Below are 11,651 nucleotides of genomic sequence, written 5' to 3'. Positions count from 1 at the left end.
TGGCCGAAGTCGGCGAGGAAGGAGGCGGACCCCGGCCGCCGGCCGGGGCCCGCCGCGCCCCCCGGCGACATCCCTCTGGCCGCCACCCCCCCGATCGTCTACCATCCGCCAGGACCCCAAAGGAGAGGAACCGACCATGGCCCGCAAGATCATCCAGACCGACAAGGCTCCGGCCGCCATCGGCCCCTACAGCCAGGCGAACGTCGTCGACGGATTCCTGTTCACCGCCGGGCAGATCCCCCTCGATCCCGTGACCATGGAGATCGTGGGCGACGACGCCGCGAGCCAGACCCTGCAGGCGCTGCAGAACGCCGAGGCGATCCTGGCCGCGGGCGGCTACGCCCTGAGCGACGTGGTCAAGGCCACCATCTTCATCCGCGACATGGGGCAGTTCGCCAACATCAACGAGGTGTACCGGGATTTCTTCCCCGCCGAGCCGCCCGCGCGCAGCGTGGTCGAGGTGTCGCGTTTGCCCAAGGATGTGCTGGTGGAAATCGAGATGGTGGCCTATCGTAGCTAGACGGCGGCGGGCCCCGCGCCGCCCCCAGCCCGGGCGGGAATGAGTGTCGTCTGGTGACGGCCGGGGACTTCAAATCCTTTTGTCGGGCGCGTTTACCGTCCGAGGTGGGTTCGATTCCCACACATTCCCGCCACCTCTTCCCCGGGGAGTCCCATGTCCGGCCCCGCCCGTCCCTCCGCATTCCGGCGCGCCCTCGTCGTGGCCAATCCGCATTCCGGCCCGGGACGCGGTCGCGTGACCGCGGCCGAGGCCGTCGCGCTGGTGCGCCCCCTGGGCGATCACGTCGAGCCCGGTCCCACGCGGGGGCCGGGCCACGCCACCGAACTGGCCCGCGCCTGGGCCGCCGCCGGCGGCGACCTCGTCGTGGCGGTGGGGGGCGACGGCACCGTGCACGAGGTGGCCGCGGGTCTCGTGGGAACCCCGTGCGCCCTGGCCGTGTTGCCGTCCGGCAGCGGCAACGACTTCGCCGCCGGGATCGGCTGCCCGACGCCGGCGGCGACGGTGGCGGCCATCGCCGCCGGCCACGATCGGCCCGTCGATGTGGCCGCCCTGAACGACATGGTCTTCGTGAACTCGTGCGGGTTGCTCGCCAGCGGCCTGGTGTCGGGCGCCGCCGCCGGTTACTGGCGCTGGCTGGGCCGCTACCGGTACACCCTGGCCGCGGCGAAGACCCTGCTGGGCTACCGGGGGCAGCCGGTCACGTGGCGGGTGGGGGGCGCCGCGCCGGTCACCGTGGACGGTCCCTGCCTGCTGGCGGAGATCTGCAACGGCCCCTTCACCGGAGGTGGCTTCCGCTTCGCCCCCGACGCGGCGTGGGACGACGGCCTGCTCGACGCCGCCCTGATCGCGCCGCTGCCGCCCCTGGCGGCCATGCGCCTGCTGCCGAAGGCCGCCGGCGGCGGGCGGCTCGACCATCCGGCCCTGCAGGTGGTGCGGGGCCCCGAAATCACCTTGGTCGCCGACCGGCCGGTCGCGTACCATCTCGACGGCGAGCCGGACGTCCTGCCCGCCGGAACCCACCGGGTGCGCGTGCTCCCGGAGAAGCTGCTGGTCCGGAGGATGCCCGCGCCATGATCCGTTTCGTGTCGATCCTGCTGCTCGGCCTGCCGCTGCTGGCGGCGACGACGGCGGCGGGCCAGCCGGCGGAGACGGCCGTCCCGGCGGCCGCCCTGACGGACACGACGGGCTGGGCGGCGGCCGCCGATTCGCTGCTGGCCGACGACACGCCGCGGCCCAACCCGGCGGCGGTGGCGGTGGCGCCGGTGGACCTCTGGGACACGGGGATCAGCCCCACCGCCGCGGTGGTCATGACGCCGCTCTTCCCCGGCTGGGGCCAACTCTACTCCCGCAACAGCTGGAAGGCGGCCCTGGGCTTCGGTACCCAGATGTACTTCTGGACCCACATGCTGTCCCGCGACCGGCAGGCGGTCCGGGCGCGCGACTACAGCGAGGGACTGCCCGTCGACGACCCCAACCGCGACCGCTACCGGGACATCGCCGACGAGAGCTGGGAGCAGATGCGCGACTTCGCCTGGTGGAGCGGCGGCACCCTGCTGATCATCGCCCTGGACGCCTACGTGGGGGCCCACCTCTTCGACTTCGACCAGGACCCCGTACCCGTGCCCGACCGCTGGGACGACACCTTCGGCCCCGTCGCCGATGCGGTGCCCGGCCAGGGCGACGGCCCCGTGGTCACCGTTTTTCAGTGGCGAAAGACGTTCTGAGGGGTATCTTTGGGCCGTCGTTCGGTCGCTTCCGGCCGAACGTTTTGGTATACCCGCGATCCGGACCCGGCGTCCGGCGCGCCACCCGAGCGGCAAGGCGGTGACATCCGGCCATGGGCTTCTCCCGCGAGACGACGCGCAACTTCTGCATCATCGCCCACATCGACCACGGGAAGAGCACCCTGGCCGATCGCCTGCTCGAGCACACCGGGACGCTCTCGGGGAAGCAGCTGCAGGAGCAGACCCTCGACTCCATGGACCTCGAGCGGGAGCGCGGCATCACCATCAAGAGCCACCCGATCCGCATGCAGTACGAGGTCCCCGGCCACGGGCCGCACACGCTGAACCTCATCGACACGCCGGGGCACGTCGACTTCCACTACGAGGTGAGCCGCAGCCTGGCCGCCTGCGAGGGGGCGCTGCTGGTGGTCGACGCCGTGCAGGGCGTGCAGGCCCAGACCATCAACAACCTCTACCTGGCGCTCGAGCACGACCTGGAGATCATCCCGGTCATCAACAAGATCGACCTGCCGGCGGCCCGCCCCGAGTTCGTCATGGAGCAGTTCATCGACCTGATCGGGTGCGACCCCGAGGAGGTCGTCCTCTGCAGCGCCAAGACGGGCCAGGGCATCGACAAGCTCCTGGCTGCCATCGTCGATCGCGTGCCGGCGCCCAAGGGCGATCCGGCGGCGCCCCCCAAGGGCCTCATCTTCGACTCGATCTTCGACCCCTACGTGGGGGCCGTGGCCTACGTGCGGCTCTTCGAGGGCACGATCCGCAAGGGCGAGCGCATCCAGTTCTTCGGCAACGAGAAGCGCTTCGAGGTGGGCGAGATCGGCTGGTTCCGCATGGACCGCATCGCCCAGAAGGAGCTCACGGCCGGCGAGGTGGGCTACATCGCCACCGGCGCCAAGGACGTGCGCCACGTGCGGGTGGGCGACACCGTGACCCTGGTGGAGAACCCCTGCGCCGAGCCCTGGCCCGGCTACGAGGAGGCCAAGCCCATGGTCTTCTCCGGGCTCTACCCCACCGACAACGACCAGTACGACGACCTGCTCGACGCCCTGCAGAAGCTGCAGATGAACGACGCCTCCCTCACCTGGGAGAAGGAGACGAGCGCCGCCCTGGGCTTCGGCTTCCGCTGCGGCTTCCTGGGCCTGCTCCACATGGAGATCATCCAGGAGCGCCTAGAGCGCGAGTACGACCTGACGCTCATCGCCACCCTGCCCAACGTGGAGTACGAGGTGCTGCTGAAGGACGGCACGGTGCAGCTGTGCGAGAACCCCGCCCTGCTGCCGGACGTCAAGTTCATCGACAAGATCCGCGAGCCGATCGTGCGGGCCTCGGTGATCACGCCGAAGGACTACGTGGGGGCCGTGATCAAGATCAGCCTCGACCGCCGCGGCGTGCAGACGAAGATGGAGTACCTGGACACCGAGCGCGTGAACATCGAGTTCGACCTGCCTCTGAACGAGCTGGTGGTCGACTACTACGACACGCTGAAGTCCGTGACCAAGGGCTACGCCTCCCTCGACTACGAGTACGTCCGGCACCAGGCCGACGACCTGATCCGGCTGGACATCCTCATCAACGGGGACATGGTCGACGCCCTGACCTGCATCGTGCACCGGGACAACGCCTACAGCTGGGGCCTGAAGCTGTGCCAGAAGCTGAAGGAACTGATCCCGCGGCAGATGTTCGCCGTGGCGATCCAGGCCGCGGTGGGCACCCGGGTGCTGGCCCGCACCACGGTGCAGGCGTTCCGCAAGAACGTGACCGCCAAGTGCTACGGCGGCGACATCACGCGCAAGCGGAAGCTGCTCGAGAAGCAGAAAGAGGGCAAGAAGCGCATGAAGCAGGTGGGGTCGGTGGAGATCCCCCAGGAGGCCTTCCTGGCCGTGCTCAAGGTCGAACGCTGACGGAGAACCGAGATGGGCAAGAAGAACCGCAAGAAGGACCAGGACCCCGCCGCCGCGCCGGCCGACGGGAGCGCCGGCGGCCAGGGCCGGGTCGCCGCGAAGCCGACGGGGCTGGTGGCCACGGTGAAGGACTACGCCAAGTCCATCGGCATCGCCCTGGTCATCGCGCTGCTGCTGCGCCAGACCCTCGTCCAGCCCTTCCGGATCCCCACGGGCTCCATGCTCGAGACGCTGCAGATCGGCGACTGGCTCATGGTGAACAAGTTCATCTACGGCATCAAGACGCCCGAGCGCGTGCGCCTGCTGAACTGGACCATCGTCAAGGACCTGCCGGTGCTGCACCTGCCGGCCATCCGCGAGCCGCGGCAGGGCGACATCATCGTCTTCGCCTTCCCCGAGGACAAGAACCTCGACTACATCAAGCGCTGCGTGGCCGTCGAGGGCGACACGGTGGCGGTGGACGAGGGCGTGCTCTACGTCAACGGCGAGATCTACGAGAGCAACTTCGGCGAGCGCGACGGCGACCACAGCTGCGTGCCCAACTGGACCGACCCGGAGGCGTGCCCCGCGCCGCGCGCCAAGCACGACCAGGCCTCGTACGTGCGCCAGCCGCGCAACCGCAGCTGGCCCTGGCCGGGCATGCCGAACCCCTTCGTGGTGCCCGCGGGCCACATCTTCATGATGGGCGACAACCGGTACAACAGTCTCGACTCCCGCTACTGGGGGCCGCTCGACAAGAAGCTCATCAAGGGCAAGGCCATCTTCCTCTACTGGTCCTGGGACGGCGAGCGCAAGCGCGTGCGCTTCGATCGGATCGGCGACCTGATCCGATGACCGGCGGGGCCGCGCCCGGGGCGTGGGGGCTGTACGTCCACGTGCCCTTCTGCGGTTCGATCTGCTCCTATTGCCACTTCGCCCGCACCGCCGAACACGGCGCCGAGCTGCGCGCACGCTACGTCGCGGCGGTGCGGCGCGAGCTGGACCTGCGCCGCGAGGCGTGCGGCGTGCTCGCGGCGGCGCGCCGTCCCCTGGCCACCTGCTATCTCGGCGGCGGCACGCCCTCGCAGCTCGAGCCCGACCTGATGACCACCCTGCTCGCCGACGTGCTCGCCGGCTGGCCCCGCACCGACGATTTCGAGCTCACCGCCGAGGCCAATCCCGAGACGCTCACCCCGGACGTGGTCGACGCCTGGCTCGCCGCCGGCGTGACGCGCGTCAGCCTGGGGGTGCAGAGCCTCGACGCCGAGGTGCTGCGCCTGCTGGGCCGCGCCTGCGACCCGACCACGGCCCGGCACGCCCTGGCCCTGGCCTGCGCGCGTTTTCCGCGGGTCTCGGCCGACTGGATCATCGGGCCCGGTCTCGTGCGCGAGCGGCTGCTGGCCGAGCTGGACGAGGCGGTGGCCCTGGGGGTGGAGCACTTCTCGGTGTACATCCTGGAGGTGCATCCGGGCACCCGGCTGGAGCGGCGCCTGGCCCGGGGCGAGGTGCGCCTGCTGCCGGACGCGGCCACCGAGCGCCTCTACCTGGCGGTGATCGAACACCTTGCCGGGCATGGCATCGTCCAGTACGAGGTGGCCAACTTCGCGCGGCCCGGGGCCGAGTCGCGGCACAACCGCAACTACTGGCGGCACCGGCCCTGGCTGGCGCTGGGGCCCGGGGCCCACGGCTACTGGGGCCGCCGGCGCTACGCCAACCCCGACGACCTGCCCACGTGGCTGGCGGCGCTCGAGGCGGGTCGGTTGCCCGCCGGGTCGATCGACGAACTGGACCGGCCGGCGCTGCGGCTCGAGCGGCTGATCCTGGCCCTGCGCACCGCGGAGGGCGTGCGGATCGACGGGCTCCCGCCCGGGGCACTGGATCTGGCGCGCGGCGAGGCCGAGGGGCTGTGGCGGGTCCGACAGGGGCGGCTGGCCCTCACCGGCACCGGCTTCCTGCGCCTGGACACCATCGAGGAGCGCCTGGCGGGGTTGACACTGCCGGACCCCCTTGGTTAATTAGGCCCCGCAAACCGTCCGGACGCCCGGGAAACAGGGGAAACGACACGTTGCGACGCGAAACGACATCAGGCCTGGACCGCCGCCGGCTAGAGATCCTCGAGGCGGTCGTGCGGCTGCACATCGAGACCGGCCGGCCCGTCAGTTCGGGCCTGGTCGAGCGCTCGCTGCAGCGGGCGGTGTCGTCGGCGACCATCCGCGCCGAGATGAAGCGGCTGGAAGACACCGGGTTCCTGGAGCAGCCCCACACCTCGGCGGGGCGTCTGCCCACTGATGCCGGCTTTCGGGTCTTCGTCGACCGCTTGCGGGCGGGCTGGGCCCTGCGTCGCCACGAGGCGCCGGCCGAGCTGCGGGCCGTGGCCCAGCGCGACATCCGCGACAGCCTCGGTCGCCAGGACCGCTGGAAGGCCCTGGCCGGGCTCCTCAGCCGCCTGTCCGAGAACATCAGCGTCATCGTGGGCCCGTCGCGGCTGGCGGCGCGGGTCGAGCGGGTCGAGGTGTATCCGAAGGCGAGCGACCGCGGCCTGATGGTCGTGATCCTCGACACGGCCCAGGTGCGCACCGGCCTGGTGGACCTGCCGGACGGCGTCGCCCGCACGGTGCTCGCCGAGGCGGTGCGCGAGCTGAACGAGCGCATCGCCGGCCGCACCCTGGCCGAGATCCGCGGCGGCCTGCTCGACCGCGTCGACCTGGTGCCGACGCCGGTCTCGGCCTGCGCCGGCCACATGGCGCGCGCGGGTCGCGAGCTGCTCACGGCGGCCGTTTCCGAGGATGTCGGCGTCGACGGCGTCGGCCGGGTGCTGGCGGTGCCTGAGCTGCAGGAGACCTGTTCGCTGCAGGCGCTGCTGCGCTTCATGGAGGCGCCCGACCGCATCAGCCGCACCCTGCGCGAGGCCGTGGGGCGCCCGGGCGACGAGGTGGGCGTGTGGATCGGGGGCGAGAACCCCATCGGCGACCTGCGCTCGTTCTCCGTGCTCACCGGCGCCTTCGAGCTGGACGGCCGGCCGGGGCTGCTCGCCGTCATCGGCCCGCGCCGCATGTCGTACCAGCGGGTCTTCCACGGCATCGATATCCTGCGCGACGCCCTCGCGCGCGTCAGCTGAACCGCAACCCCGCCGCGCCGGCACGGCGCACGGCGGACATCCGCACAAAGGACCGCAAGATGAGCAAGTCGTCGAAGAAGAAGCACGAGGAAGCCGCGGCCGCCGCCGCGGGCGAGGAGTCCACGGCCGCAGCGGCGGAGAGCGCCGCGACCGCCGACGCGCCGGCCGCCGCCGGCGCCGACGATGTCGCGCCGGCCGGGCCGGAGGAGGAGGCGCCCGATCCGGTGGCGGTCCTCGCGGCCGAGCGCGACGAGTTCAAGGACAAGTGGCTGCGCACCGTGGCCGAGCTGGACAACGTGCGCAAGCGCGCCAGCCGCGACCTGGTCCAGGGGCGCCGCTTCGCCCAGGCCGACATCCTGCGCGCGTTCCTCGAGGTCGTCGACAACTTCGAAAGGGCCTTGCAATCGGTCCCGGGCGACGCGGATACTGGCACGCCGGATCCGTTCCGCGAGGGAGTGGAACTCATCCACCAGCGCCTCCGCGGGGTCCTGAAGGACCAGGGCGTCGAGCCCATCGAGGCGCTGGCGGCGGCCTTCGACCCCAACGTGCACGAGGCGGTGGGCCAGTTCGAGCGCGAGGGCGTCGAGCCGGGCGTCGTGATCGAGGTCGCCCAGCAGGGCTACCGCTTCGGGGAGCTGGTCCTGCGGCCGGCGCGGGTCATCATCTCCGCGTGACGGGGCTGCCGGGCGGACACGTCCGGCGCGGCACGTCCGGAAGGACCGGACGCCGCCATCGCGAACACGGGAAGGGCACATGAGCAGCAAGCGGGACTACTACGAGGTGCTCGGCGTGGCGAAGGACGCGTCCACGGCCGAGATCAAGAAAGCCTATCGCGGCAAGGCGATCCAGTTCCATCCGGACAAGAATCCGGACGACCCCTCGGCGGCGGAGAAGTTCCGCGAGGCCACCGAGGCCTACGAGGTGCTGAAGGACGAGCAGAAGCGCGCCCAGTACGACCAGTTCGGCCACATGGGTGGCGGGCAGGGCTTCGGCGGCCAGGGCTTCGGCGGGCAGGGCTTCAACGTCGATCTGAACGACGCCCTCGAGAGTTTCCTGCGCAACTTCGGCATGGGCGACATCTTCGGCGGCGGCGGGGGCGGGGGTGCTGCCCAGCGGCGCGGCCGCAACCTGCAGCTGAAGCTCAAGGTCACCCTCGAGGAGGCCGCGGTCGGGGCCAAGAAGACCGTCAAGCTGAACAAGAACGTGGCCTGCGGCGACTGTGCGGGGACCGGGGCCAAGGCCGGCTCGCGGCCCGTGACCTGTTCCCACTGCCGGGGCCAGGGCCGCGTGCGCCAGGTGCGCCAGTCGCTGCTGGGCCAGATGGTGACCGAGGGCGTCTGCCCCCACTGCCACGGCCAGGGCAGCGTGGTGCAGGACCCGTGCGGCACCTGCCGCGGCACCGGCACGATCCGCGGCGAGGAGCAGCTCGAGATCAAGGTGCCGGCGGGCGTGAGCACGGGCAACTACATGGAGCTGCAGGGCAAGGGCGACGTGGGGGACAACGGGTCGCCGGCCGGCCACCTGCGCGTCGTCTTCGAGGTGGCCGAGCACGCGCTCTTCGCCCGCCACGGCGACGACCTGCTCATCGACCTGCCCCTGTCGCCGGTCGACCTCATGCTCGGCACGAAGGTGCAGGTGCCGACCCTCGACGGGAAGGTGGCCCTGAAGATCCCGGCCGGCACCCAGAGCCACAAGATCTTCCGCATGCGGAAGAAGGGCATTCCCCACGTGAACCGTCCGGGCACCGGCGACCAGCTGGTCCGGGTCCTGGCCTGGACGCCCGAGGACCTCGACAAGGATCTCCGGCAGAAGCTCGAAGCGGTGCGCGACGAGCTCGCGGCCAAGGCGCCGGCGCCGGGCCGCCACCTCTACGACTGAGCCCGCCGGACGATCCACCGGACCGTCGTCCGCAGAGGAGCGCGACTTTGCGCCATTTCTACCTCGACACCGCCGATGCGGGGCTGCCGGGTCCGGGCGACACGGTCGTCCTGGACCGCGACGAGAGCCATCACCTGAGCACCGTCCTGCGCGGCGGCCGCGACACGACGCTGCACCTGGTCGACGGCCGGGGCCACCGCCTGGAGGCCGTGCCCGACGGGCGCGACGGCCGGCGGGTGCGGGTGCGCATCACCGCGGTGGCCGACGATCCGGCCGAGGCGGCGGCGCCGCGCCTGGTGCTCGCCGTCGCGGTGGTCAAGGGCAAGCGTTTCGAGTGGGCGGTGGAGAAGGCGGTCGAACTGGGGGCGCACCGCCTCGTGCCGCTGCGCTGCGAGCACGGGGTCATCGACCCGCGCGAGGGCAAGCGCGAACGCTGGGTGACGATCATGAAGTCGGCCCTCAAGCAGTGCGGCCGCAGCTGGCTGCCCGACCTGGCGGCCCCGTGCCCCCTGGCCGAGGCCCTGCCCGGACTCGCGGGGGGGGTGCTGCTCTTCGGTGCCGCCCCCTGGGAGATGCCCGCCGGGCGCGTGGTGCCGTGGCGCGATCTGCTGGCCGCGCCGCCGGCCGACACCCCGGCGGAGCTGGTCTTCTGCGTGGGGCCGGAGGGAGGCTGGTCGCCCGCCGAACTGGCGCTCCTGGACGCCGCCGGCCGACCGGTGACCCTCGGTCCGCACGTGCTGCGCGCCGAGACCGCCGCCGCCGCGGGCCTGACCGCCCTGCAGACCCTGCGTCAGGCCTGGACCGCGGCCGAGGCTTGACACGTCCGCGCAGCCGGTCTTTCATGAGCACCGGATCCGCCCAACCATCCCGCAAAGGAACGAACGCCATGGCCAAGAGTGAGATCGCCAGCCGCATCCAGTCCGAGGTCGTCGTCGCCATGAAAGCGAAGAACAAGGAGCGCCTCGGCGTGCTGCGCATGCTGCAGTCGGCCCTCAAGCAGGTCGAGGTCGACACCCGCACCGAGCTCGACGACGAGGCCGTCATCAAGGTGCTCGCCAGCTACGGCAAGAAGGTGAAGGACCAGATCCGCAGCTACGGCGACGGCGGCCGCGACGACCTGAAGGCCGCCGCCGAGGCCGAGATGGGCATCGTCGAGGAGTTCCTGCCCGGGCAGATGTCCGACGCGGAGATCGCGGCCGCCGTCCAGGAGGCCATCGCCGAGACCGGGGCCGCCGGGCCCCAGGACATGGGCAAGGTGATGAAGGCCCTCATGCCGAAGACCGCGGGCCGCGCCGACGGCGGCAAGGTGAGCGCCCTGGTCAAGAAGGCACTGGTGGGCTGACGTGAGCGCGCCCGTCATCATCGCCTTCGCGGTCATCCTCTTCTTCGGCATCCTCGGCTTCAAGGACGGCGTGGTCAAGCGCGTGCTGGAGATCGCCGGCGTCTTCGTGACCCTCGTGCTGACCGCCCGCTTCGCGACCTCGGTCGTGCCGTGGGTCGAGGCCCGGACCGGCGTGGGCGAGGGCCCGGCGCTGCTGATCACCTGGGCGGTGCTCTTCTTCGCCGGCCTGATCCTCAGCCGTCTGCTCGCCTCGTTCCTCAGCCGGATGGTGCGCCTGACGGTGCTGGGCTGGCTCGACCGCTGGGGCGGCGCCGTGGTGGGCATGGCCCTCGGCACCCTCGTGGCCAGCGTGCTGCTCGTGGCCGTCAGTTCGGTGCCGGGCGGCGTGGAGGTCCAGAATTCCTGCGACCGCACGGCCGTCGGCCGCTTCATCTTCTATGCCGCGCCGAGCGTCTACGAGCAGGTGCGGCGTCTGGCCGGCAGCGACGTCGACGCCGTCTGGGACCGCTCCCTCGACCAGGCCCGCGAGAAGGCCGACGCGGCCCGGGACAAGGTCAAGGAGAAGGCCGACGACGCCCTCGGCCGCTGACGAAAGCCCGCCATGATCTCCCTGCTCGCACGCTTCGAATCGGCCCGGCGCGACGACCGCGTCGTCCTGGACGCGCGCTCGGTCCGCCTGCTGGAATGGGAGCGGATCACCGCCCAGGTGGCCGCCCACTGCCGCAATCCCCTGGCCGCCGATGCTGTCCGCGCGCGCCGGCCCTTCGCCAGCCCCGTCTCCGTCGCCCTGGCGCACGAACTGGCCGACGAGGTGGCCCGGGCCCTCGCCGACGCCGACGGCCCGCCCCTGGTCGATGTCTCCGGCGCCCTCGCGCTGATCCGCCGTCCCCCACCGGTGCGCCTGGAGGGGCCGGACCTGGTCCACGTGGCGGCCGTGGCGCGCGAGCTCGACGACCTGCGACGCTGGTTCCTCGCCCGTCGCGAGGCGTGCCCGCGCTGGGGCGAGGCGGCGGTCCAGATGGCCACCTTCGACGGGCTGGTCGGTGCCATCGGACGCGCCCTCGACCCGGACGGCCGCATCGTCGACGGGGCGAGCCCCCTGTTGGCGCGGTTGCGCCGGGCCGTGGCCGGCCAGGAGCGGGCCGTGCGCAGCGAGGTGGGGCAGGCCATG

13 protein-coding genes and 1 tRNA gene are annotated in these 11,651 nt (G+C 71.8%); all 14 read left to right on the top strand.

What is annotated here, in order from left to right:
- Positions 1-136: 136 nt before the first annotated feature.
- Positions 137-520, top strand: coding sequence for a RidA family protein (locus KDM41_14830; GenBank protein ID MCB1184701.1), 384 nt, complete (start codon positions 137-139; stop codon positions 518-520).
- Between the two features lie 35 nt (positions 521-555).
- Positions 556-653, top strand: a tRNA-Sec gene (locus KDM41_14825).
- 20 nt (positions 654-673) lie between these two features.
- Positions 674-1,594, top strand: coding sequence for a hypothetical protein (locus tag KDM41_14820; GenBank protein ID MCB1184700.1), 921 nt, complete (start codon positions 674-676; stop codon positions 1,592-1,594).
- Positions 1,591-2,244, top strand: coding sequence for a hypothetical protein (locus KDM41_14815; GenBank protein MCB1184699.1), 654 nt, complete (start codon positions 1,591-1,593; stop codon positions 2,242-2,244). The genes KDM41_14820 and KDM41_14815 overlap by 4 nt, the downstream gene beginning before the upstream one ends.
- 113 nt (positions 2,245-2,357) lie before the next feature.
- Entirely contained in the window at positions 2,358-4,163 is a 1,806-nt protein-coding gene (lepA, locus tag KDM41_14810; protein ID MCB1184698.1) for a translation elongation factor 4, read from the top strand.
- Positions 4,164-4,175: 12 nt separating this feature from the next.
- Complete coding sequence (gene lepB, locus KDM41_14805) at positions 4,176-4,997, top strand: signal peptidase I (GenBank protein ID MCB1184697.1); 822 nt, start codon at positions 4,176-4,178, stop codon at positions 4,995-4,997.
- Positions 4,994-6,157 (top strand): coproporphyrinogen III oxidase family protein, encoded by a 1,164-nt coding sequence (locus KDM41_14800; protein ID MCB1184696.1) that lies wholly within the window; start codon positions 4,994-4,996, stop codon positions 6,155-6,157. The genes lepB and KDM41_14800 overlap by 4 nt, the downstream gene beginning before the upstream one ends.
- A gap of 50 nt (positions 6,158-6,207) precedes the next feature.
- On the top strand, positions 6,208-7,260 hold the full coding sequence (hrcA, locus tag KDM41_14795; protein MCB1184695.1) for a heat-inducible transcription repressor HrcA: 1,053 nt from the start codon (positions 6,208-6,210) through the stop codon (positions 7,258-7,260).
- A 59-nt stretch (positions 7,261-7,319) separates the two neighbouring features.
- Positions 7,320-7,934 carry a nucleotide exchange factor GrpE gene (locus tag KDM41_14790; GenBank protein ID MCB1184694.1) on the top strand — a complete coding sequence of 205 codons (615 nt, stop codon included), beginning with the start codon at positions 7,320-7,322 and terminating at the stop codon, positions 7,932-7,934.
- Between the two features lie 79 nt (positions 7,935-8,013).
- Positions 8,014-9,138 (top strand): molecular chaperone DnaJ, encoded by a 1,125-nt coding sequence (gene dnaJ, locus KDM41_14785; GenBank protein ID MCB1184693.1) that lies wholly within the window; start codon positions 8,014-8,016, stop codon positions 9,136-9,138.
- A gap of 47 nt (positions 9,139-9,185) precedes the next feature.
- Positions 9,186-9,956: a 16S rRNA (uracil(1498)-N(3))-methyltransferase gene (locus tag KDM41_14780; protein ID MCB1184692.1), complete on the top strand. Its 771-nt coding sequence runs from the start codon at positions 9,186-9,188 to the stop codon at positions 9,954-9,956.
- Between the two features lie 68 nt (positions 9,957-10,024).
- Positions 10,025-10,480, top strand: a complete 456-nt coding sequence (locus KDM41_14775) for a GatB/YqeY domain-containing protein (GenBank protein MCB1184691.1) — start codon at positions 10,025-10,027, stop codon at positions 10,478-10,480.
- A gap of 1 nt (position 10,481) precedes the next feature.
- A complete protein-coding gene (locus KDM41_14770; protein ID MCB1184690.1) occupies positions 10,482-11,069 on the top strand; it encodes a CvpA family protein in 588 nt (195 codons plus the stop codon).
- Between the two features lie 12 nt (positions 11,070-11,081).
- Positions 11,082-11,651: hypothetical protein (locus tag KDM41_14765; GenBank protein ID MCB1184689.1), on the top strand; the 570-nt coding region annotated here is incomplete at its 3' end.

The organism is bacterium, from assembly GCA_020440705.1.
Classification (GTDB): Bacteria; Krumholzibacteriota; Krumholzibacteriia; order LZORAL124-64-63; family LZORAL124-64-63; genus JAGRNP01.
The sequence above is the reverse complement of the archived record's forward strand: the minus strand, read 5'-3'. Positions and strand labels throughout refer to the sequence as shown.

What these genes read in the sequence shown, in the direction of transcription:
- lepA (MCB1184698.1), top strand. Translation starts at nt 2,358, where the DNA reads ATGGGCTTCTCCCGCGAGACGACGCGCAACTTCTGCATCATCGCCCAC.
- dnaJ (MCB1184693.1), top strand. Translation starts at nt 8,014, where the DNA reads ATGAGCAGCAAGCGGGACTACTACGAGGTGCTCGGCGTGGCGAAGGAC.
- KDM41_14815 (MCB1184699.1), top strand. Translation starts at nt 1,591, where the DNA reads ATGATCCGTTTCGTGTCGATCCTGCTGCTCGGCCTGCCGCTGCTGGCG.
- KDM41_14790 (MCB1184694.1), top strand. Translation starts at nt 7,320, where the DNA reads ATGAGCAAGTCGTCGAAGAAGAAGCACGAGGAAGCCGCGGCCGCCGCC.
- KDM41_14830 (MCB1184701.1), top strand. Translation starts at nt 137, where the DNA reads ATGGCCCGCAAGATCATCCAGACCGACAAGGCTCCGGCCGCCATCGGC.
- KDM41_14775 (MCB1184691.1), top strand. Translation starts at nt 10,025, where the DNA reads ATGGCCAAGAGTGAGATCGCCAGCCGCATCCAGTCCGAGGTCGTCGTC.
- lepB (MCB1184697.1), top strand. Translation starts at nt 4,176, where the DNA reads ATGGGCAAGAAGAACCGCAAGAAGGACCAGGACCCCGCCGCCGCGCCG.
- KDM41_14820 (MCB1184700.1), top strand. Translation starts at nt 674, where the DNA reads ATGTCCGGCCCCGCCCGTCCCTCCGCATTCCGGCGCGCCCTCGTCGTG.
- KDM41_14800 (MCB1184696.1), top strand. Translation starts at nt 4,994, where the DNA reads ATGACCGGCGGGGCCGCGCCCGGGGCGTGGGGGCTGTACGTCCACGTG.